The organism is Microcystis sp. LE19-41.2A, assembly GCF_027530405.1.
GTDB classification, from domain to species: domain Bacteria; phylum Cyanobacteriota; class Cyanobacteriia; order Cyanobacteriales; family Microcystaceae; genus Microcystis; species Microcystis aeruginosa.
The window spans coordinates 17,908-39,033 of sequence record NZ_JAPZQJ010000648.1 but is presented as its reverse complement, the minus strand read 5'-3'; the positions used below and the strand labels follow the sequence as shown (position 1 = coordinate 39,033).

The following is a 21,126-nucleotide window of genomic DNA, read 5'->3' as shown; positions in this document are numbered from 1 at the left end:
GTTGCAGGTGTAAATCACTTTCCAAGGGTGGTTCATCACTCCATAAATCCGTGGGGGGACAGGTGACTTCTGGTAAAATGTCGAGAGTTGTCATAGTTTTTCCCCTGGCTGGGACATTGATCTAATTATAACAGCTATGAGTCATACTAAATCCGTTGAGTATAGGCTACTTATAAGGACAGGCAAAAGGCAAAAGGGTGAATAAATAATCAGTTTTTAATAACCAGATTTAGTAGTAAGCTAAACGGCGCTTAACCTGCATGATCCAATAGCTATAACCCTTTTGGAGTCTATATCGGTGATCCGAAGTAAAAGCCGTTTAGCTTAGTAGGGTGCGCCATTCGATAGCGTAACGCACCAAATAAATTAATGATAGATAGATAGGTGCGTTACGACGGATTGTTAGATTCAAGTTTAAGCAAAGATTGTCGCCGTCTAACGCACCCTACATTCTACTTTTTTAAAATCAAAAAGTGGCGGCCTTTGGAGGGATCGGGGGGGAGAATTAGGCACTTTTTCCCTGAAACTTAGGTAATTGACCACTTGAAAATGGGTAAAACCCCACACCCCCCTACCCCCACGAAAAACTTTTTGCCGCAAACCCTAAATAGGTTAGGGAAGTGACTTTCAGTTAATGATGCTAAAAATGAACAATAATCTAAAATTAAGCCGACAATGACTAAATGCAACCGACGGAAGCCCAACTTAGACAACTCTATCACCTAATTTCAATAAAGTCCGAAAACTATGCACGGGTAGGTTCTTTATGGGAGGGGAGGTCGGCGATGACCTTCTCGACCCCTAACTATCAGTTAACGATTTTTAAAAGCTTCGATCGCCGCCGGCAAAGTATAGTAAATTCTCTCTTGGCTAATTTTATCTAACAAGCGAGAGCGTTGCAATTCTAAGTACAGATCGTGTTTAACCCTCGCTAGGGCGAAAACTATACCCTGTCTTGATAATTCCCTTGCTAATTCCTCGATAATCTCCACGGCTGTACTATCCAACTCCCCGAGTGCCTCTGTATTCAAGACAAACCATTCTACCGGTTTTGTCTCCCGGGCAATGGCGCTGAGGGCGCGACGTTTAAAGTCGGCCGCATTAGCAAAAAATAAGGGGGCATCGTAACGATAGATAACTAACCCCGGTATTGTTTGCGCTTCTGGCCAATCCTGGAGCGCGTGTAAACCCATCACCCCCGGAACCGTACCCAAGACCGCATCATCGGGCCGGGTAATGCGGGCCAATAAATCGATAACCGAGAGACCGATGGCAATGGCAACCCCGCTTAAAATCCCCGTGGTTAGCACCCCCACCATGGTCAGGACAGCGAGATTAAACTCACTATTGCGAAAGCTTTTTAGTCGTTTAGCGCCGGCAATATCCACCAGTTTACAGGCCGCATAAATCACCAGCGCACCCAAGGCGGCCTTGGGAAAGAGTACCAGTAGCGGACCGAGCAAGAAAATGACCGCCACCACCACCACTGCCACCACCAGGGAGTAAAGCTGACTTTTACTGCCCACGGAATCGCCCACCGCGGTGCGACTGGCGCTGCTGCTGATGGGAAATCCCTGACAAAAACCCGCTGCCAGATTCCCCAGTCCTAGGGCTAAAAATTCTTGATTGGCATCGATTTCTTGGTTATGGTGTCTGGCGAAGGCTCTGGCGGTCAAGACGTTATCGGAATAGCCGACCAGGGCAATGCCGACGGCCGCGGTTCCTAGGGGTAGTAATTGGGAAAAATCTAGGGTTGGTAAGCCAAAATTAGGCAAAGTATTGCTAATTTTCCCCACTACTGCCACCCCCTCTTGATCGAGATGGAGGGTGGCGACGGCGAGGGTTCCCAGTAAAACCGCCAGCAAGGGTCCCGGTGCTTTGGGAAAATATTTTTGGATGACAAATAGAAATAGTAGCAGCAGTAGAGCGAGGCTAAGGGTTGGCCAGTGCCATTGGTTTATTCCCCAGAAAAAAGCGAAAATTTCTTTAAAAACCGTATTTTCACCGATTGACAAACCACTAATTTTACCCAGTTGTCCCGCAATCATGATCACCGCCACTCCCGCCATATAACCGATTAGGATCGGTTTGGAGAGTAAATTAGCTAAAAATCCTAAGCGGGCGATATAACCAACTAAACAGATTAAACCGACCATTAGGGCTAAAAAAGCCGCTAAACTGCCGTAATTTTCTCCTTGAAGGCTCACCATCGGTGCGATCGCTGCCGCCGTCATCACTGCCGTGGTCGATTCCGGTCCGAGGGATAGTTGCGATGAGGAGCCGAAAAGGGCGTAAACTAGGGCGGCTGGCACGAGAGTCCACAATCCCACCACGGGATCGACCCCGGCCAGGTCGCCGTAAGCCATACACTGGGGAATAGCGTAGGCTGCCACGGTGACACCGGCGAGGATATCTTTGCCCAGCCACTGCCATTGATAGGAGCGCAGGTTTTTTAGCCCGGGTAAATCAGGAAAATCGACTCGTCGGGAGTTTTTACTCATATTTTCTCTGTCAACGGCGACTTAACCTAATTTTAACGGAAGAATTAGCTAGGGTCTGCTGAAAAAGTTTGTTGGTGGGGGCAGGGTGTGGGGTGTGGGGTGTGGGGTGTAGGGTTTTACCGATTTTGAGGTAGTCAGTTACCTAATTTTCGGGGAAAAAGTCCCTGAATTTTACCCCCGATCACTCCAATGGTCAGCACTTTTTGAGGGGAAAAAAGTCTAAAAGCCTTATCCAACAAGGTTTTTAGATTTATTCAGCCAGCCCTGGCTAGGAAAAGCCCTTAGGTTGAGATATTTTCTGTCAGCAGGATATTTATACCATGTTAGCCGCAATTTTAATTAAATTGGCTAAATATACTCGGAAATATCCTCTTGACAATCATCGGCTAAGTATGATAGGGCGCGGAAGCGTAAACCGACTAATTGCTCGTAGAGAGGATTTAACTTGCACAGGGGCGGAATATGGACTAATTTATGACCAAACAGCACGATATCGCGTTCAAAAGGACATTGAGGCGGAACCATTTTGCAGATAAACCGGGCCAAGCGCGGATCGTGCATTTCTACCCCATCTAACCAATCTTTGAGGGGATGAAGCAGATCTGGGTGGGGATGTTCGGCACTGATAAACTCGGATTTATTCGCTTCTGTGGTAATTTCGGGAATTTCACAGATAGTATGTTCTAAAGCTGACAGGGCCTCGATTTCTAACCCGAAAGCATCCCGATAACTATGCAGTAATGCCGCTTCTGCGGGGGAATAAATGCCATCGGCGATCGCTACCATGACCGCCGTGCGGAGGAAGTTTTCTGATATTTTGGGGTCATGACCGAAACTTGCGGCCAATTCTTCGGGACTAATCGATTGATAGAGAACGTGGTCGTCATCTAATTCTAATTCGTGAGCGAAACGGGCGATCGATTCCTGTTCGCTGGTGCTATAATCCCCATCACACCAGGCAATTGTCAGTAATCCCCGTAACCAGTCCCTAACTTGTTCGTTAGTGTAGCGGTATTGAACAGAGCTAACCATAGGTATTGCTAAAACTGATTTCTAGTTTCTCAATTTAATTCTACCCATCGCCCCCGGATTCTAGTGGCCCCCGTTCACATCATGTAACCATTGCAACTATCCTTATGGTCAGCTAGGAAGTTTTCGTTTTTCATCTGGCATAATCGGGCAATTTTCGCCCCTAGGAGCAGGGGTAAGGGTTGGTGCTTTTTGCTCCTTCCCCACCCGCGTTAGTCCTGCTGAAAAGGCGGATTTCTGGGATTAACGTCCAATCCCGAGGTAACGGAAACCGGCTGCTGTCACCACAGCAGGATCGAGGAAATTGCGACCATCAATCAACACGGGTTCGCGCATGGTTTTAGCCATTTTGCCGTAGTCAAGACGGAGGAATTCTTGCCATTCCGTCACCACCACCAAAGCGTCACAACCATCAGCCAATCTTTCCGGATCCGATTCGATAATCACACCGCTTAGACCGTGACTTAAACCACTTTGGGAAACGATCGGATCATAGGCTTTTACCTTAGCACCTAAACGATTTAACTGTTCAATCATGGTTAAAGCCGGAGCATCGCGCATATCATCGGTATCGGGTTTAAAAGTTAATCCCAACAAACCGACGGTTTTACCCTTGAGGATTTTTAATTCCTGTTGCAGTTTTTCGATCGCGATTGTCCGTTGACGTTTGTTAACATTGATAGCGGCGTTGAGTAATTCCGTTTCGTAACCGTAGTCTTCTGCGGTATGCACCAAAGCTGACACATCTTTGGGGAAACAGGAACCCCCCCAACCGATCCCGGCCGAGAGGAATTTGCTGCCGATACGGGAATCTAAACCGATACCTTTAGCCACTTGGGTGACATCGGCTCCCACGCGATCGCAGATGTTAGCTACTTCGTTAATAAAGCTAATTTTGGTGGCTAGGAAGGCATTAGCGGCGTATTTAATCATTTCCGCCGAACTGAGATCCGTAACGACTACGGGAACGGGAGGCAAGGAGGTATCCTCAGCGAATTGGCGTTTAACCAAAGGCGCGTACAATTCCTTCATCATTTCGATGGCTTTCGGGTTATTACTGCCTAAAACAATGCGATCGGGGTTAAAAGTATCATAAACCGCTGAACCTTCCCGTAAAAATTCGGGATTACTGACCACATCGAATTCCGCTTCAATGCGTTCTAGTGTACTAATACCGCCACCAGCGGCCACGAGATTTTTTTGTCTCTCGGCCACTCCATCGAGGACGATCATCCGTACCCAATCCCCGGAACCGATGGGAACGGTAGATTTATTGACGATTACTTTATAACCACCGTTGAGATGGGCCCCAATACCCCGGGCCACCGCTTCCACATAACGGGTGTCACTTTCTCCAGTGGGTAGTGCTGGTGTACCAACAGCGATAAAGAGGATTTCGCCGTGTTTAACTCCCGCTTCTAGATCCGCGGAGAATTCCAGATTGCCGGAGGCTGCCGAAGACTGCATTAATTCCGATAACCCCGGTTCATAGATGGGGGATTGTCCCGATTTCATCAATTTGACTTTTTCTTCATTGTTGTCAATACAGATAACATGATGGCCGATATGTGCTAGGCAAACCCCAGTGACTAAACCCACATAACCCGTTCCGATAACACAAACACGCATGATAATCACTCCAGTGACAATTAGGTTAAATTTATTGATTAGGGATTAGCTTAGACGAGAACGGAAATCCTCGATCGTCATTTTTAAACCCTGACTTAGAGGAATAGTTGGACTCCAATCCAGATAAGTTTTAGCACGAGTGATATCCGGTTGTCGTTGCTTGGGATCATCTTCCGGCAGTGGTTGATAGACCAATTCGGCCTCGGGATTAATCATGCCTTGGATCACTTGTGCTAATTCCAGAATTGTGTATTCGTCGGGATTGCCGAGATTAACCGGCCCGATAAAATCCCCATTCATCAAACGCATTAACCCTTCCACCAAGTCAGAAACATAGCAAAAACTGCGGGTTTGGGAACCTTGACCATAAACCGTTAGGGGTTGACCGCGCAAAGCTTGTACGACGAAATTACTCACCACTCGACCATCGTTTTCCAGCATTCGCGGGCCGTAGGTGTTGAAAATCCGGGCCACCCGGATATCGACTTTATGCTCCCGATAATACTCAAAAGCCAGGGTTTCCGCTACCCGTTTACCCTCGTCATAACAGGAACGCGGTCCGATGCAGTTGACATTACCTCGATATTCTTCCGTTTGCGGATGCACATCGGGATCGCCATAGACTTCTGAGGTAGAAGCGAGCAAAAATCGCGCTTTTACCCTTTTAGCTAGGCCTAGCATATACATAGTCCCTAAAACATTGGTTTTAATCGTTTTTACGGGGTTATATTGATAGTGAATTGGGGAAGCGGGACAGGCCAGGTGATAAATCTGATCGACTTCTAGACGGATCGGCTCGGTGATATCGTGACGAATTAGCTCAAAATAAGGATTTCCTAGCCATTTAACGATATTTCTGCGCGTCCCTGTGTAGAAGTTATCCAGACAGATCACTTCATGACCCTGTTCCATCAAGCGATCGATTAGATGGGAACCGATAAAACCTGCACCACCCGTAACTAGGATTCTCATGTAATCGCAAAGTAAACATATAAAATTATTCTTAAAATACCCTTACGCTGGTTTTTTGGCAAATATTTTTTTTGACGGGGTGTTGAGTATCAGTGATCAGTGATCAGCGATCGCCGATTCAAGGCTAAGGGCTGAATAATGGCTCGGTAATCCTTAAAATGGAAATAACACGCAAATTTGAGGCTAGATTATGAACAGTGGCGAGCAAAATAAGCTATTTATCCTGATTGATGGGCATTCTTTGGCTTTTCGTGCCTATTATGCCTTTGCTAAGTCTCGTTCTGGTCCTCTGCGTACTTCTAGCGGCATTCCCACCAGTGTTTGTTTTGGGTTTTTAAACTCTCTGATGCAGTTACTAGAAACTCAAAAACCCACTTATTTAGCGGTCGCTTTTGATTTAGCCGCTCCTTCTTTTCGCCATGAAGCTGATGTCAATTATAAGGCGAATCGGCAAGAGACTCCCGAAGAATTTCGCCCCGATTTAACTAATCTCCAAAGTCTCTTGGCAGCGATGAATATTCCTATTGTGACTTCTCCGGGTTATGAAGCAGATGATGTTTTAGGAACTTTGGCAAAACAGGCCGGCGATAATGGTTATACAGTCAAGATTTTAACAGGCGATCGAGATTTATTCCAATTGGTAGATGAGGAGAAAAAAACCACGGTTCTCTATCTGGATATTAATGCGGTCAAAAGTACATCGGGACAGGGTTATACAGAATTTAATTCCCAAGCTGTCACGGAAAAGTTAGGGGTGACACCAAAACAGGTAGTAGATTTTAAAGCTCTTTGCGGTGATAAGTCTGATAATATCCCCGGGGTGCGCGGAATTGGCGAAAAAACAGCGATAGATTTATTAAAAAAATACGATAACTTAGAGGATATATATACCAATATGGAATCGATCAAGGGAATGGTAAAAACTAAATTATTAGAGGGAAAACCCGCCGCCGAAAGTTCTCGCTATTTGGCCAAAATTGCCCTTGATGCCCCCGTTAGCCTCGAAGAGGAGAAATTTCGCCTCCGAGGTTTTGATCGGCGTTTAGTTAAAGCTTTATTGGAAAGATTAGAATTAAAGAAAATTCTCCAGAAACTCGATCAAATTCAACAGCATCTAGGTGGTACTCCTACCCTAGAATTAACTAGCGATGCTGATTCTAATCAATTGTCTCTGTTTGATTTACCCCCTATTTCTCCACCGGTTCTAATTGCTCCCGACATTATTGATACTATTCCTAAGTTAGATGCTTTACTGGCAAAATTAACAACTTTTACTAATCCACATTTTCCTGTCGCTTGGGATACCGAAACCACGGATTTAAATCCTCGTGTAGCCAAATTGGTCGGGATCGGTTGCTGTTGGGGAAAAGAATTAAATGCTATGGCCTATATTCCTATCGGCCACCAGAGCGGTGATAATTTAAATCTAGAGATAGTCCTCGAAAAATTACGCCCAATTTTAGCGGGTGATGATTATCCGAAAGTCTTCCAGAATGCGAAATTTGATATTGATGTTTTTTATCATCAAGGAATTACCGTTAAAGGTCTAGTTTTTGATACTATGGTGGCTAGTTATGTCCTCCATCCCGAACTAACTCATAATCTCGAAGATTTATGCGATCGCTATTTGGACGGTATCACTTCCCTTAGTTATAAAAGTCTCGGTATTCCTGGGGGAAAAACCATCGCTGATTTAGATATCTCCACCACTGCCAACTACTGTGGATTAGATGCCTACGCTACCTATTTACTTCGAGAAAAATTACAGGCAGAATTAACTAAAATTCCCTCTTTATATCAATTATTCTCAGAAGTAGAATCTCCCCTCGTCATGGTGCTGTGGCAGATGGAAAATTATGGTATAAAAATTAATGTCAATTATCTAAAAAACTTGTCCCAGCAACTAGAAAGAGACTTAGCAGACATAGAAAAAAAAGCCTATGAATCTATCGGAGAAACTTTTAATCTTAGCTCTCCTAAACAGTTAAGTGAAATCCTCTTCGATCGATTGGCACTCAATCGCAAAAAATCCAGAAAAACTAAAACAGGTTACTCTACCGATCAAAGTGTTTTAGAGAAACTACAAGGAGATCATCCCTTAGTTGATTATATCCTTGAACATCGCACCTTATCCAAATTAAAATCCACCTATGTGGATGCTTTACCGAAATTAGCCGAACCAAAAACCGCAAGAGTACATACAGATTTTAATCAAACCATCACCAGCACCGGACGCTTATCATCCTCCAATCCTAACCTGCAAAATATACCCATTCGCAGTGAATTTTCCAGACGAATTCGTCAAGCTTTTATTCCCGAAGATGGTTACTTATTAGTATCAGCGGACTACTCACAAATCGAGTTAAGAATTCTCGCTCATCTCAGCCAAGAACCAGTTTTATTAGAAGCGTATCGTAGTAATCAAGATGTTCATAAAGTCACCGCTCAATTGCTCTTTGATAAAGGGGAAATTACCCCAGAAGAACGCAGTTTAGGAAAAACAATTAACTTCGGGGTTATTTATGGCATGGGAGCGCAAAAATTCGCCCGTGAATCGAAATTAACCGTAGAACAGGGCAGAAAATTTATTGAAAAATATCATCAACGTTATGCCCAAGTATTTGAGTATTTAGAGAATAGCAAAAAACAAGCGATCGCTCAGGGATATGTGGAAACAATTTTGGGTAGAAGACGTTATTTTAACTTCGATAATCCCCTCTTAAAAAGACTGCGGGGACTGTCCTTACATGACATCGATTTAGATAGCCTCAAACTCAACAACGAGGAGGCACAATTATTAAGATCGGCCGCTAATGCGCCCATTCAGGGTTCCAGTGCTGATATTATTAAAGTAGCGATGGTAAAATTGGCCGAGGTACTGCAAAATTATCGAGCGAGATTACTGCTGCAAGTCCATGATGAATTAGTCTTGGAAGTACCGAGGGAAGAATGGCCATCCCTAGAGTCAAAAATCAAGACGACTATGGAAGAAGCTGTCTCCTTGACGATCCCTCTCTTGGTAGAAATTAAAGCTGGTGACAATTGGATGGAAACCAAATAAAACTATGATCGAAAACAGACAATTTTTAACCCCAGAAGAATCCGCAGATGTGGACGCTGCCCTCTTAACTTCTCCCGAAAAATTCCTGACTCGTTTAACGATTTCTTCCCTACGCTTACTAAAAATAATCGCCGAAGATACGGGAGTAACCCTAGAAGAACTAACCCATAAACAGGTCATTCAATGGCTAGAAAAAGATAGTCAACTGCGTCGGGAACAGGGGATCGAAGCGGCAGTGCTGAAATGGTAAATAAACTCTTAAAAAATCAGCTACCCCTGACAATTTATGCTAGTTTTTAGCTATAAAGTTACTGGAGTTACAACAATGACAATTACCCTAAAAGTGCCTAGTATTGCCTGTGAAGGTTGCGCTAATACCATTACTAAAGCGATTAATAATCAGCAACCGGCAGCCCAAATATCGGTGGATGTAGCCAATAAAATCGTCACCGTAGAAACCACCGCATCCCCCGCAGAAATTGCCCAATGGATCAGCGAAGTCGGCCATACTGTTGAATCTAGCAGTGAGGGTTGACATTCTCCCCCGTTAAAAATAGACCTCTGGTAAAAATCAAAAATTGTCGTGATTATTGTTGAATATCATCTCGAATACTGCTCGACTGACACCTTCTACAAAGCTAAGTGCTTTATTTGCTGTGTCAATCATGAACATAACACACCTCTGCTGTTGCTAAAACACGCTCACGAATATGATGATTAAGAGATTTGATGGTAACGAGATCAATAGTACGTCCATCAAATAATTGAGATAGTTCTTCTTGAATTTGATGAAGTTTGAAAAAACTGGGGGTAAAACCAAGTTCAAACTCAACGAGCATATCAATATCACTATCTGCGGTGAAATCATCTCGTAAAACTGAACCAAATAAGGAAAGTTTATGAATATGCCAATGTTGGCAAAGTTGTGAGAGTTTTTCTTGAGGAATTTTCATATTTTTGTGTTGATCAGATTAGGTTTACTCCCAAGCTTTCTAGTTGTTGGTTTATCCAAGCGGTTGACGTTTTTTCATCGGTTTCTATCGCTTTTTCTACTCCTATTTTAGCAATTTCTAAGAGTTGTTTGGATTTTGCTTTTAAAGCACTCTTAGAGTAAAGGTGCGATCGCTTTCAAAAGTTCTGTTAATTTATTTTTCGATCGGTATAGCGCAAAATACGTCTGATAGCATTTACAATGAGGCATATATAATCTGTGCTGATTCTAAAATGTTGTTACATCTTAGCCAGTTATCACTCCGTTTGAGTGATGCTTTCACAATTAAATCTACTTTTCGATCAAAAATTGCTTGCAGTTCATCGCGCATTTGTAGGGTTTCGGTTAAACCTCGTTTAGCAGTTGGGGAAAAGGTAATTAAAATATCAATATCGCTATCTGAACGGAAATCTTCCCGTAAAACTGAACCAAATAATGCCAATTCGGTGACTTGCCACTTTTGACAAAATCCTTTAATTTGCTCCATTGGTAGATTTATTTTTGTGTTCATCAGATTAGGTTTACTCCCAAGCTTTCTAGTTTTTGGTTTATCGAAAAGGAGCGATTACGATTAGAGGTAAAAGGAACAACCATTACATCATCTAAAATTTGATTAATATCATTAGCTGATACGATAACAGCAGCAGGAAGCTTAAACTGTTGAAATTGACTGGATGGCATGGGTACTTGACACAATACTACATCACCCTTTTGTAATTTCATCGGCAAAAATCTCGTCGTAGATGTCATGATCAGAACCAATCCATTCTTGATAAGCTTGAGAGGTAATTTGTTCAGTAAAGTTAAGTGTATTTGGGTTTTTATTTTGTAATTTTACTGCTAACTCTAACAATAGTCCTAATTGTTCATCGGAGAGATTTTGTGTTACTAAAGATAGTTTTTGTTTAATATTCATGGGTGGTTAGTCCAATTAATAGCTGTTACAATTATAATCTGTTTACTGTTGTTCATAGTCTGTAATAATGCTTTGAATATCCTTTACCGCCATATCAACTTGTTCAGATTTCGTGTAAATAGTTAACAGAATGATTGCTGTTGCAGTTTTGACGTAATAAATTAAACGGTATCCCCCACTTTTGCCTTTTTGAATATCACTATTTCGGACTCTCAACTTGAAGACAGTATAACCAATACTAGGTATTTGATCACCAGGTAATTCTCCTTGCTCAAGTTGTTCAATCATAGGTTGAATGTCATCTCGAATACTGCGATATTTCTTAGCAAGAGTGCGGAGATTTCGCTTGAATGTCGCCGAGGCTAAAACTTGAATTATCGGTTGATTAGTCATCTTCTAACCCTTCCCAAAGTTGAGAAACGGGAATGGTTTGTCCTGTCATGGCTTCATGCCAAGCTTGCCGAAAGTCTGCTAAAATTTCTGCTTGAGATGTATCTTGGGTTTCCTCCTCTGGGATGAGAATAATAACTTCTACACGGCTGTTTTTGTCTATGATTAAAGGATGATCTAGGGTGAGTTGTCCTTGTTCATCAATGGTTGCCATAACCTTGAGTGCTTTCATGTTTCTCTGCTTGAGTGGGTTAGTTCAATATCTAAATGCTGAAGTTGTTGGTTTATCCAAGCGGTGGCCGTTTTTTCATCGGTTTCTATCGCTTTTTCTACTCCTATTTTAGCAATCTCTAAGAGTTGACTTAAAAGGGAGATTGATGATTTTAATGAGTCAGAATCAGTGAGAATTAGCCGTTTATGATGCTGAGGATGTGTTTTTAAGGGTCAATCGTCTAGGGTTGTCCTTATTTCGGTTTTGGGGTGATGAGATTCATGAGCGTTTAATGGAGAATTTGAATAAATTTTTATGATGAGGTATCGTCATTGTTATCAGTTTTTTTACTTCGTAAATCTACCCATAGATGTCTTAAATTAAATGGACTAGGTGGCACATCAGGACGTTCTAGTTGATGGTCAAGACGACTCACATCATTTTGCCATCCTTCCGGCGATAAAGTTAAATCTATAATGGTTAGTTGTGAACAATGCTTATTAACTTTATTTAAAATTTCTTTTAATTCCATATTTTGAATATAACCAATCATTGCTCCCGAACTGACAGATTTTCCATAACCCCATTCAGCTAAAATAAATCTTTGTATGCCTTTTAAAACATAATCTTTTTGAAATTTTGACGAAGGAGAACCTAATCGTTTAGCTTCTAAAGTATAGTACCTAGACATCCTCTCAGGATTTATCTCATGTGAATCCCGCATTTCCCACTGAAAATCAGGTTTTTTGTCTTCTCGTCTAGATCGACTTGCATCATCACTAACAGGCTGATTTTGACCTTGATATATGGGAGAACAGGAAAGCCCTTGTTTATCATTCTGACAATTTAGCTGACGAACTAACATAAAAAGCTGACGACTTAAATCATCTTCTTTATCCGGCAAATCTGTGCTTTCTTGAAGTAATTTCAAAGCACGACTAAAAAGCTCCAAAACTCTCTTTTCATGATCATCCCATATATCTTTTTTTAATTTTAATAAACTTGGTTTTGTCATAAGTTTAGATCCTTTCTTGAGATTCTTGTAAGTTAATAATTTGAAGCATTGTTGCCTCCGCATCCTCACGCGCCATGCTACGAGTCCAGAATCTTCGTTCATTACGCTTAATAATAATGATTTCTGTATCAGAAACCGAACGAACTAAACCATCAAGATAAATTTGATGGCTATTATAGGGAACTAATAAACCGTTTTCTTGTCTTGCTAATTGATCAATAATTTCTATCCATTGTTTTTGCTCTGATTGGGAGACAGGTTGAGGTTTTTCTCCATACTCTTGTGTAGAGAAAATAACGGCTAACATAGGATTTTCTAACCCCTGAAATTGAGGACGAATAATCTGCCAACTGAATTCACCATCAGGTTCTAATTCTCGATTCCAAATATCTAAAAAGGCTTGTAAATAACCTTCTAATCCTTTTTGAGTTTGACGGTTTTTATTAATATCGTTGAGAAGTCCTTGATTTTGTTGAGGATAGCTTTCAACAGGTTTTACTGCTTTACTGTTGATATGATTATAGTAAAACTCTATCCCTACATCACACATATCACGAATGAGATCCCGTTCAGCAATGGTGAGATAATAGACATCAAATATTGCCTCATCTAATTGATATTCTAATTCAGTGAGTTGTGCTTCTATTTTTTCTGGAGTTTTTCCTTCAGGATGTTCAATACTATACTTTATAGGATTACAATTCTGTAATTGCTCAACAATATCGATAACTTTTTCCCGAATACCTTGATCCTTTGGAAAAATAATCGGCAAACTTAAATATTGAGTCGTATAGACTTCATCGTGCCAGATTCCCCAGTTACTTGAAGTTAAAAAGAAATAGTATCGAGGTAAAGAAGACCAAAGAATCCCTAAAATAACTTTATATTTCCACGTTTCTGGTTCGATTAATTTAATAGAATTAATCGAGTTTTTAACAGAAAATTTCTCGGATTCAAACCGGGCAATAATTTCTCCTTGTTTATTTAATCTTTGACTAATACCACGCTTGATTAATAGACGTTCTCCATTATATAGAGCGAGTTGTCTAGGGCGCGCTGCTTGTTTAGGTGCTTGTTCAAACCAAGAAGGAGAAATTAAACCATATCTTTCAAATTTATCTGTGGGAAGTAATCTCGGTAACTGGCAATCTTTTTGATCCTTTTTCCCTTCTGAAAATCCTTGACCACTATTCCTAGAGTCATGTAATTCTTTTAAAGTTTGCGATAATTGTATCCCTTTAATTAAACCAGCATCTTGATGATTTCCCCAATAATAAATTTTCCATAAAGAATCATTATAAAATAGTTCACTTTGTCTGATACCACGACGATCCATAACGCTCAAAATAACAGCTTGCACATTTTTAATCATAGCTGTTTTTTTAGCAGACCAATAAGTGACAACTTGATCTTTTAAGGTTAACTCTGTCTGATTGACTTTCTGAAAAATAATTGAAGCAAAAGGAGAAATTGAGGCACTAGATTGGTTTTTATTACCAGATTTAAAGAAAATATCACGAACATGAGCAAAATTGACAACTTCTTTTAATAAGACACTGTTTAACCATTTTTGTCTAAATTCTTTGCTTTTATCATGGGTCTTAAAGAAAATACCTGTTGATACCACTAATGCTGACCATCCATTATCTTTTAAAAAATCAAATACTCTCCAGATAAACGCTTGAGAACGTTCTTTATCTCCGACTGGATAATCACGTTCTTGACACCATTGTAAAGCGATATTTAAGTCTTTTGTGCCTTTTTTATCCTTCGTTTTAGGAGATCCCCAAGGAGGATTACCGACAACAACATCAGCACATTGACTACTAAAATTTCTAGATAATATCACATCCTCTGAGTTAGAAAATTCTTGAAAAGCATTATCGCAGACTAAATTATTAAAGTGATTATCCTCAGATAACCCATCCGCTTGATAAATTAAAAAGGGTAATTTTTCACCTCGTTTAATTTGTGATAAAATGTTTCGAGGCTCTTGATAATTTAATAAAGCAAGATATAGACTAAATGCAGTAATTCTGATAGCTTCTGAATTAATTTCTATGCCAGCTATCTGATTTTTTAAGATTTCTCTTAACTCTTGCCAACTTAATCGCTGTTCCTGATTTTGATAGACTCGATGTCTCACAATTCTCCGAAATGCTTCCACTAAAAAGATTCCTGAACCACAACAAGGATCAAGAATACGGGGATGAGTTGTCAAACAATCTGACGTTAAAACTTTAGACAAGACAAATTCCACTAATGAACTCGGTGTATAATGCGTCCCATTATCAATATTTTCTGTATTTGACTCATGATAAAATTCTTCATAAATACTACTAATTAAAGAAATAGGAATTATATCAAATTTATAAGCCCAGAAAAATAATTTTTTTTGTGGATCAATATTTCCCTGTAAAAATTCTTGTAAGAGAGATAAATGCCGTTGCTCAACAGATTCCGCTTCTTGTTCATCAGAAGGGAACATATCTCCGTTAAAATCTTGACTCAACTGATTAAATAAAGCATAGGTAAAACTTTTATCACTTAATATTTTGATATAATGTTGTTTAGCTTCAGTTTCCATATTTAACTGATCGTCAGGAGCATTAAGTAAGGCTTTCCATGTTGCATTGTTTTGTGCTATTGCTTCAAAATACTCTTGAGTTAAAATTCCTCTATCTTCCAAATAGCGAATAAAAATTGATCTACCAATTAAAGCATGAGCATATTTACGTTTATTTTCGCTTAATCCTTCACGGATTAAGGCTAAACGAACTGTTTTTAAATCTTTGATCAGTGATTGATCAGCACGTTGATTAGATGTTTCAAAACGCTCATCCTCAAAAAGCTTCCCTGATTCGATTTGTTCCCGTCTGTATTGATAAAGGTTTGAAGTTACTTGAAGTATGTTTTGGGCAACTTCTAACGGTCTATTATTTTTCTTCCAATCTTCTATACTTCTAGCAGGTGGTTTGGTTAGATCGTAAATAGCTAGTTCACCTTCTTTCGCTAAAAATAGGTAACTTGGTCTAGCCATACACCATATTTTATTAAAGATTTGCCGTACTTTTTCATCTTCTTGAGTATCGCATTTAGCAAAAATAATCACAGGATTATTATTAACAAAAAAAACTTTTTCTGCTTCAACTTGCTTGGCTAATTCTAACCAATCTCCTTTTTCTATCCACTCTTCTAAAGTTATTTCTGACAATGACACTTTTGAACTCACTAAGTCGCCTTGACTAAAATCGAGTTTATCATAAGCATATTCTAACAATTCATAAGCAGAATTAGCTGTCATCATCTTGAGTAAATCACTGGTAATAGTTGATTGTGTTGGTTAGAGTCACATAACCTAATCTTTGGTTTTTTTGAACTATTTTTAATAGTATGACTGATAGGAAGCGTAACTGTCAAGTAAACAGACAAGCCGCCATTATGTCAATTTTTTAATAATTTGCCTCTAGCACTGAAAGCGAGAAAACAGCGATCGCATTTGGGGCAGCTTTGCTGTGGCAATTGTCCGTGACTCAATATCTGTAATAATCTAATACAGCCCTTGTAAACCTTCTTTAAGCTCTGGGTTTTCGTCTTGATCGAGATGCACAAAATCGCCCTTAGATGAGAATTAGTTTACAAAAATTTACATTTGGAGATAAGGAGCAATGAGTCAAGTTTCCGGTACAGATGTTCCCGATTTGGGTCGTCGTCAATTTATGAACCTGTTGACCTTTGGTACAATTACCGGAGTAGCAGCGGGGGCTTTGTATCCGATTGTTAAGTATTTTATTCCCCCCTCGGCCGGTGGTACGGGTGGCGGTGTCACCGCTAAAGATGCCCTCGGTAATGATGTGATTGTCAGTCAATTTCTGGGAAGCCATAACCCTGGCGATCGCACCTTAGCCCAAGGTTTAAAAGGCGACCCCACCTATTTAGTCGTCCAAGAGGACAAAACCCTGGCCAACTACGGAATTAACGCCGTCTGCACCCACTTAGGTTGTGTGGTGCCTTGGAATGCCAGCGAAGAAAAATTCATGTGTCCTTGCCACGGTTCCCAGTACAATGCCGAAGGAAAAGTAGTTCGCGGTCCAGCGCCTCTATCCTTAGCCCTCGCCCATGCCAACGTCACCGATAATGATAAAGTCGTCTTCTCCACTTGGACGGAAACCGACTTCCGCACCGGCGAAGAACCCTGGTGGTCCTAGATTATTCAATGTGACGAGATTTGGAATTATTCAACCGATAGAGATGAGAACATTCAACTTTTTAAGCTTCCCGCAAGTCCACAGACAGGCCCTAGTGAAAGCCGTCCTCGTGGCGATCGCTACCGTTTCCCTACTCCTAACCAGCGATGTCATTAACCCCCAATCTGCCCAAGCATATCCTTTTTGGGCGCAACAAACCGCCCCGGAAACCCCCAGAGAGGCCACAGGTCGGATTGTCTGCGCGAACTGCCATTTAGCCCAAAAACCCGCCGAAATTGAAATCCCCCACTCGGTATTACCCGATAGCGTCTTTGAAGCAGTGGTAAAAATCCCCTACGATCCCGCCAGTCAACAGGTGTTAGGAGACGGATCGAAGGGGGGTTTAAACGTCGGTGCAGTCTTAATGCTACCGGATGGTTTTAAAATCGCGCCCCCCGATCGCATTCCCGAAGAAATGCAGGAAAAACTCGGTGGAGTCTATTTCCAATCCTACAAAGAAGGTCAAGATAACGTGGTTATCGTCGGCCCCTTACCCGGGGATCAATACAAAGAAATCGTTTTCCCCGTCCTGGCCCCCGATCCTAGCCAAAATAAAGGTATTCACTTCGGTAAATATGCTGTGCATTTAGGGGCCAATCGCGGTCGCGGTCAAGTGTACCCCACCGGTGAACCCAGCAATAATAACGCCTTCAAAGCTTCTACCGCAGGTACAATTAGCCAGATCAGCAAAACCGAAGCCGGTGGTTATGAAGTCACCATCACTTCTGAAGCTGGCCCCGTGGTGGAAAATATTCCCGCAGGTCCTGAGTTAATCGTCTCGGAAGGTCAAGTGATCGAAGTGGGACAATTTTTAACCAGTAACCCCAATGTTGGCGGTTTTGGTCAAAAAGAGACGGAAGTTGTCCTGCAAAATCCCGGCCGGATCAAAGGATTAGTTTTATTCCTCGGTGGTATTATGCTCTGCCAAATCCTCTTAGTTATTAAGAAAAAACAAGTGGAAACAGTACAAGCGGCCGAAATGAATTTCTAATCGCAATATTTCGGTTATTTTTGCTAGAAAGCGGGTTATTTGCCCGCTTTTTAGCTTTGAGTCAGGAAAACGCTCGCTGCCGTCTGATACAATCGGTTCAACCTAACCGATAAGTGTCAATTTTTATGAATCAGTCGCTTGTTCCAGTCATTCTCGCCGGGGGTAAAGGGGAACGTTTTTGGCCCCTCAGTCGTCTAGCGCGTCCGAAACAGTTTCTCTGTCTTGATGGTAGTGGTCGCAGTCTTTTACAAGCAACGGCCGATCGTCTATTATCTTTAGCGGCAGGTTGGGAAAATCTCTGGGTAATTACCGCTAGTGCGATCGCTGATGGTGTCCGCGAACAACTGCCCGATTTACCGGAGAGTAACCTATTAGTGGAACCGGTGGGCAAGGATACGGCCCCGGCTGTGACTTGGGCGACTTTAGAAGTGATAAAACGTTATGGTAAGGAAGTGGCGATCGGTTTTTTTCCTGCCGATCATTATATTGGTAATCAAGAGGCTTATATTAACACTTTAAAAGCGGCCGTAGAAGTGGCCGTCAGCCAAAAAGCGATCGTTACTTTAGGAATTAAACCCGATTATCCCTCCACCGGTTACGGTTATATTGAACAGGGAGAAAATCAGGGCGAATTTAATGGTTTACCCGTCTATAAAGTGAGTCGTTTTACGGAAAAACCCGATCGCACCACGGCCGAAAAATTCCTAGAAACGGGACTTTTTAGCTGGAATAGCGGAATGTTTATCTTTCAGGGACAAGTGGTTTTAGAGGAGCTAAAAACCCACGCTAATAATATTTTACAACCTCTGATCGATCGGGGCATCGCTGCCTATGAGGATTTAGAGAAAAAAAGTATCGATTATGCTTTGATGGAAAAAACCCAACTCGCTTACGTTTTACCCGCTAATTTCGGTTGGGATGATCTGGGAGATTGGAATTCTCTGGAAAGATTACTAGAAGCAAAGGGCAAAAATATTGAACTGGCCAATCATGTCGGTTTGGATACGGAGGGGGCTATTATCTATGCTAGTGATGAGGAAGAAGTGATCGTTACTATTGGTTTAAAAGATCTGGTAATTGTTCGCGACGGTAAAGCAACTCTCGTTGTCCACAAAGATCGTACCCAAGATATTAAACAAGTTCTCAAGCAATTACAAACCGATCCCAAATTAAAGAAATTGTTATAGGATCGATATTAGTTACCAGCTTTTTCAGTAATCAGTAAACAGTAATCAGTGAAAAGACAGTAGGAAACCTCTATTTAAGTAAGTAGTTATAATTAAATTGAAGATAGATTTTGTCTCTGATCCCCCCTGCCCCCCTTGATAAGGGGGGTGTCGATCCCCCCTTAGTCCCCCCTTGATAAGGGGGGTATTTGATAATTTTTAACGCCTACCTACTTAATACTGCTCACTTAAAACTCAAATCTGATCACTGATAACTTCCCCACTGATAACTGATAACTGATAACTTCCCCACTGATAACTGATCACTGATAACTGATAACTGATAATACCGTGTTCTCACTCCCCCAAACCAGTCAAAGACAAAAAGAAATCCTTGAGATAGTTCTCGGCAACGGTTGGGACTATATGCGCGGGGTTTTAACCCTAGGAAAAGCAGAAAATCCCCAGATTCCCACCCCAGAAGTTCTCAAAAAAATCCTCGTGGAATTGGGTCCTTTTTATGTCAAATTGGGACAGTTACTTAGTACCCGTCCCGATCTGCTACCTGCTAATTATATCGAGGCTTTAACTGCCCTACAAGCGCAAGTTCCTCCCGTTGCTTGGACGGATATAGAAATAGTCATCACCGAACAGTTAGCCAAACCGATCGAACAGGTATTTAAGTATATTAATCCCCAACCGATCGCCGCGGGATCGATCGGGCAAATTCATCGGGCAACTTTATTATCTGGGGAGGAAGTAGCGATTAAAGTCTTGCGTCCGGGGATCGAAAAAATTGTCGCCCAAGATAGTGCCTTAATTAAGGGAATTGCTGATTTAGTTGCCTTCACAGAATTTGGTCAAAGTTATGACGTTGTTAACTTAGCAGAGGAGTTTATTAAAGCAGTCAATGCGGAATTAGATTTTACCCAAGAAGGTCATTATACTGACCAATTACGCTATAATTTAACCCAGAGTCGGTGGTCAGAACCCAAACAGTTAGTTATTCCTAAAATTTATTGGCACTTAACTAATTCCAGGCTATTAGTGTTAGAATGGTTAGAAGGAAAACAAATTTTAGAGGCCGATGTTTCTAGACCGCCAACCGAGCAAGCAATTTCCCAAAGAAAAAGTGAAATAACTAGAATTTTGTTTCGGTCATTTTTTCAACAAATTTATATTGATGGCTTCTTTCATGCCGATCCCCATCCGGGTAATATTTTCTATCTTGATGATGGTAGAGTGGCTTTAATTGACTGTGGCATGGTGGGCAGATTAGACCCACAAACTCAACAAATTTTAACAGAATTGTTATTGGCAATTGTTGACTTAGATGCCAAAAGATGCAGTCAACTAACTATTAAACTATCCGAGTCAGTCGTGCCGATTACTTTAGTACAATTAGAGGTGGATTATGAGCGGATGTTGCGAAAATATTATAACCTCAATTTAAATCAAATTAACTTTAGTGAGGTGGTTTATGAACTTTTGCAAATTGCCCGTCGCAATAGAATTAAACTTCCGGGTAATTTAGGTTTATTTGCCAAAAGTCTCGCTAATCTAGAAGGAACTGCCCGAAAATTTAATCCTGATATTAATATCCTAGAAGAAGTCAAACCGCTATTAACTAATATTCTTGAACAACAGTTAATCGGTAGCACTCCCCTACAAACTGCCCTAAGAACAGTTTTAGACTTGAAATCTTTTTCCCTGAAATCTCCCCGTCAAATCGAAGTTTTACTAGATGGTTTAACCTCGGAAACTTTAAATGTTAATCTGAAAATTCGCGACTTAGATAATCTCCGTCGCAGTTTAGATAATTCCGCCAATCGACTAGCTTTTAGTGTGATTATTGGTTCCTTAATTATCGGGGCTGCTATTGTTACGGCCAGCACCCAATCTCGGCAATTAACTATTATTAGTACCGTATTATTTGCTACAGCTAGTTTTATCGGTTTATGGTTAGTTGTCGGTATCCTGCGATCAGGAAGATTGCGCTAGAAATTA

Annotated in this window: 19 protein-coding genes and 1 pseudogene; 7 read left to right on the top strand and 13 right to left on the bottom strand. The window is 41.2% G+C overall.

Annotation, left to right across the window (positions count from 1 at the left end; all coding sequences use genetic code 11):
* From O9290_RS26820 to O9290_RS26800, 5 genes and pseudogenes are all read right to left on the bottom strand, one after another.
* A pseudogene (locus tag O9290_RS26820) lies at window positions 1–94 on the bottom strand (Uma2 family endonuclease); the annotation flags it as partial.
* A 718-nt stretch (window positions 95–812) separates the two neighbouring features.
* Window positions 813–2,501, bottom strand: coding sequence for a SulP family inorganic anion transporter (locus tag O9290_RS26815; protein ID WP_288027528.1), 1,689 nt, complete (start codon window positions 2,499–2,501; stop codon window positions 813–815).
* A gap of 348 nt (window positions 2,502–2,849) precedes the next feature.
* The gene (locus O9290_RS26810; protein ID WP_002759998.1) at window positions 2,850–3,533 is read right to left on the bottom strand and encodes a Mo-dependent nitrogenase C-terminal domain-containing protein; all 684 of its coding nucleotides are present in this window, start codon (window positions 3,531–3,533) and stop codon (window positions 2,850–2,852) included.
* 240 nt (window positions 3,534–3,773) lie between these two features.
* Complete coding sequence (locus O9290_RS26805; protein WP_002759997.1) at window positions 3,774–5,159, bottom strand: UDP-glucose dehydrogenase family protein; 1,386 nt, start codon at window positions 5,157–5,159, stop codon at window positions 3,774–3,776.
* Window positions 5,160–5,204: 45 nt separating this feature from the next.
* Window positions 5,205–6,131, bottom strand: a complete 927-nt coding sequence (locus O9290_RS26800) for a UDP-glucuronic acid decarboxylase family protein (protein WP_002759994.1) — start codon at window positions 6,129–6,131, stop codon at window positions 5,205–5,207.
* A 190-nt stretch (window positions 6,132–6,321) separates the two neighbouring features.
* Between O9290_RS26800 and polA the strand changes: the two genes are divergently transcribed.
* Genes polA through O9290_RS26785 form a run of 3 tightly spaced genes read left to right on the top strand, consistent with a single transcriptional unit; the run spans window position 6,322 to window position 9,727 of the window.
* Entirely contained in the window at window positions 6,322–9,192 is a 2,871-nt protein-coding gene (polA, locus tag O9290_RS26795) for a DNA polymerase I (RefSeq protein WP_288055452.1), read from the top strand.
* A 4-nt stretch (window positions 9,193–9,196) separates the two neighbouring features.
* Window positions 9,197–9,442, top strand: coding sequence for an NDH complex assembly factor CRR9 (locus O9290_RS26790; RefSeq protein WP_002746191.1), 246 nt, complete (start codon window positions 9,197–9,199; stop codon window positions 9,440–9,442).
* Window positions 9,443–9,478: 36 nt separating this feature from the next.
* On the top strand, window positions 9,479–9,727 hold the full coding sequence (locus O9290_RS26785; RefSeq protein WP_002759990.1) for a heavy-metal-associated domain-containing protein: 249 nt from the start codon (window positions 9,479–9,481) through the stop codon (window positions 9,725–9,727).
* Window positions 9,728–9,851: 124 nt separating this feature from the next.
* On the opposite strand, the gene O9290_RS26780 is transcribed toward O9290_RS26785, so the two are convergent.
* The 8 genes from O9290_RS26780 to O9290_RS26745 all read right to left on the bottom strand — a co-directional run bounded on the left by O9290_RS26780 (window position 9,852) and on the right by O9290_RS26745 (window position 16,022).
* Window positions 9,852–10,145, bottom strand: coding sequence for a nucleotidyltransferase family protein (locus O9290_RS26780; RefSeq protein ID WP_287657998.1), 294 nt, complete (start codon window positions 10,143–10,145; stop codon window positions 9,852–9,854).
* A gap of 234 nt (window positions 10,146–10,379) precedes the next feature.
* Window positions 10,380–10,670, bottom strand: coding sequence for a nucleotidyltransferase family protein (locus O9290_RS26775; RefSeq protein ID WP_288058950.1), 291 nt, complete (start codon window positions 10,668–10,670; stop codon window positions 10,380–10,382).
* 23 nt (window positions 10,671–10,693) lie between these two features.
* The gene (locus O9290_RS26770; RefSeq protein WP_288058948.1) at window positions 10,694–10,864 is read right to left on the bottom strand and encodes a putative type II toxin-antitoxin system PemK/MazF family toxin; all 171 of its coding nucleotides are present in this window, start codon (window positions 10,862–10,864) and stop codon (window positions 10,694–10,696) included.
* Window positions 10,865–10,886: 22 nt separating this feature from the next.
* A complete protein-coding gene (locus O9290_RS26765) occupies window positions 10,887–11,099 on the bottom strand; it encodes a hypothetical protein (protein ID WP_147069477.1) in 213 nt (70 codons plus the stop codon).
* 42 nt (window positions 11,100–11,141) lie between these two features.
* A complete protein-coding gene (locus tag O9290_RS26760; protein WP_147069478.1) occupies window positions 11,142–11,492 on the bottom strand; it encodes a type II toxin-antitoxin system RelE family toxin in 351 nt (116 codons plus the stop codon).
* A complete protein-coding gene (locus O9290_RS26755) occupies window positions 11,485–11,721 on the bottom strand; it encodes a type II toxin-antitoxin system RelN family antitoxin (RefSeq protein WP_002754695.1) in 237 nt (78 codons plus the stop codon). Before O9290_RS26755 ends, O9290_RS26760 begins: the two co-directional genes overlap by 8 nt.
* A gap of 292 nt (window positions 11,722–12,013) precedes the next feature.
* Window positions 12,014–12,715, bottom strand: coding sequence for a hypothetical protein (locus O9290_RS26750; protein ID WP_288058946.1), 702 nt, complete (start codon window positions 12,713–12,715; stop codon window positions 12,014–12,016).
* A 4-nt stretch (window positions 12,716–12,719) separates the two neighbouring features.
* The gene (locus O9290_RS26745; RefSeq protein ID WP_288087711.1) at window positions 12,720–16,022 is read right to left on the bottom strand and encodes an HsdM family class I SAM-dependent methyltransferase; all 3,303 of its coding nucleotides are present in this window, start codon (window positions 16,020–16,022) and stop codon (window positions 12,720–12,722) included.
* 361 nt (window positions 16,023–16,383) lie between these two features.
* Here O9290_RS26745 and petC point away from each other — a divergent pair, with 361 nt between their 5' ends.
* From petC to O9290_RS26725, 4 genes are all read left to right on the top strand, one after another.
* The gene (petC, locus tag O9290_RS26740) at window positions 16,384–16,923 is read left to right on the top strand and encodes a cytochrome b6-f complex iron-sulfur subunit (protein ID WP_002737937.1); all 540 of its coding nucleotides are present in this window, start codon (window positions 16,384–16,386) and stop codon (window positions 16,921–16,923) included.
* Window positions 16,924–16,966: 43 nt separating this feature from the next.
* Window positions 16,967–17,953, top strand: coding sequence for a cytochrome f (gene petA, locus O9290_RS26735; protein WP_002759982.1), 987 nt, complete (start codon window positions 16,967–16,969; stop codon window positions 17,951–17,953).
* 125 nt (window positions 17,954–18,078) lie between these two features.
* Window positions 18,079–19,140: a mannose-1-phosphate guanylyltransferase gene (locus O9290_RS26730; protein WP_288058942.1), complete on the top strand. Its 1,062-nt coding sequence runs from the start codon at window positions 18,079–18,081 to the stop codon at window positions 19,138–19,140.
* 330 nt (window positions 19,141–19,470) lie between these two features.
* Window positions 19,471–21,120 carry an ABC1 kinase family protein gene (locus O9290_RS26725; protein ID WP_288058941.1) on the top strand — a complete coding sequence of 550 codons (1,650 nt, stop codon included), beginning with the start codon at window positions 19,471–19,473 and terminating at the stop codon, window positions 21,118–21,120.
* The last annotated feature ends 6 nt before the right edge of the window (window positions 21,121–21,126 follow it).

Coding starts and splice junctions, on each gene's coding strand:
- O9290_RS26815 (WP_288027528.1), bottom strand. CDS start 2,501: ATGAGTAAAAACTCCCGACGAGTCGATTTTCCTGATTTACCCGGGCTA.
- O9290_RS26810 (WP_002759998.1), bottom strand. CDS start 3,533: ATGGTTAGCTCTGTTCAATACCGCTACACTAACGAACAAGTTAGGGAC.
- O9290_RS26805 (WP_002759997.1), bottom strand. CDS start 5,159: ATGCGTGTTTGTGTTATCGGAACGGGTTATGTGGGTTTAGTCACTGGG.
- O9290_RS26800 (WP_002759994.1), bottom strand. CDS start 6,131: ATGAGAATCCTAGTTACGGGTGGTGCAGGTTTTATCGGTTCCCATCTA.
- polA (WP_288055452.1), top strand. CDS start 6,322: ATGAACAGTGGCGAGCAAAATAAGCTATTTATCCTGATTGATGGGCAT.
- O9290_RS26790 (WP_002746191.1), top strand. CDS start 9,197: ATGATCGAAAACAGACAATTTTTAACCCCAGAAGAATCCGCAGATGTG.
- O9290_RS26785 (WP_002759990.1), top strand. CDS start 9,479: ATGCTAGTTTTTAGCTATAAAGTTACTGGAGTTACAACAATGACAATT.
- O9290_RS26780 (WP_287657998.1), bottom strand. CDS start 10,145: ATGAAAATTCCTCAAGAAAAACTCTCACAACTTTGCCAACATTGGCAT.
- O9290_RS26775 (WP_288058950.1), bottom strand. CDS start 10,670: ATGGAGCAAATTAAAGGATTTTGTCAAAAGTGGCAAGTCACCGAATTG.
- O9290_RS26770 (WP_288058948.1), bottom strand. CDS start 10,864: ATGCCATCCAGTCAATTTCAACAGTTTAAGCTTCCTGCTGCTGTTATC.
- O9290_RS26765 (WP_147069477.1), bottom strand. CDS start 11,099: ATGAATATTAAACAAAAACTATCTTTAGTAACACAAAATCTCTCCGAT.
- O9290_RS26760 (WP_147069478.1), bottom strand. CDS start 11,492: ATGACTAATCAACCGATAATTCAAGTTTTAGCCTCGGCGACATTCAAG.
- O9290_RS26755 (WP_002754695.1), bottom strand. CDS start 11,721: ATGAAAGCACTCAAGGTTATGGCAACCATTGATGAACAAGGACAACTC.
- O9290_RS26750 (WP_288058946.1), bottom strand. CDS start 12,715: ATGACAAAACCAAGTTTATTAAAATTAAAAAAAGATATATGGGATGAT.
- O9290_RS26745 (WP_288087711.1), bottom strand. CDS start 16,022: ATGATGACAGCTAATTCTGCTTATGAATTGTTAGAATATGCTTATGAT.
- petC (WP_002737937.1), top strand. CDS start 16,384: ATGAGTCAAGTTTCCGGTACAGATGTTCCCGATTTGGGTCGTCGTCAA.
- petA (WP_002759982.1), top strand. CDS start 16,967: ATGAGAACATTCAACTTTTTAAGCTTCCCGCAAGTCCACAGACAGGCC.
- O9290_RS26730 (WP_288058942.1), top strand. CDS start 18,079: ATGAATCAGTCGCTTGTTCCAGTCATTCTCGCCGGGGGTAAAGGGGAA.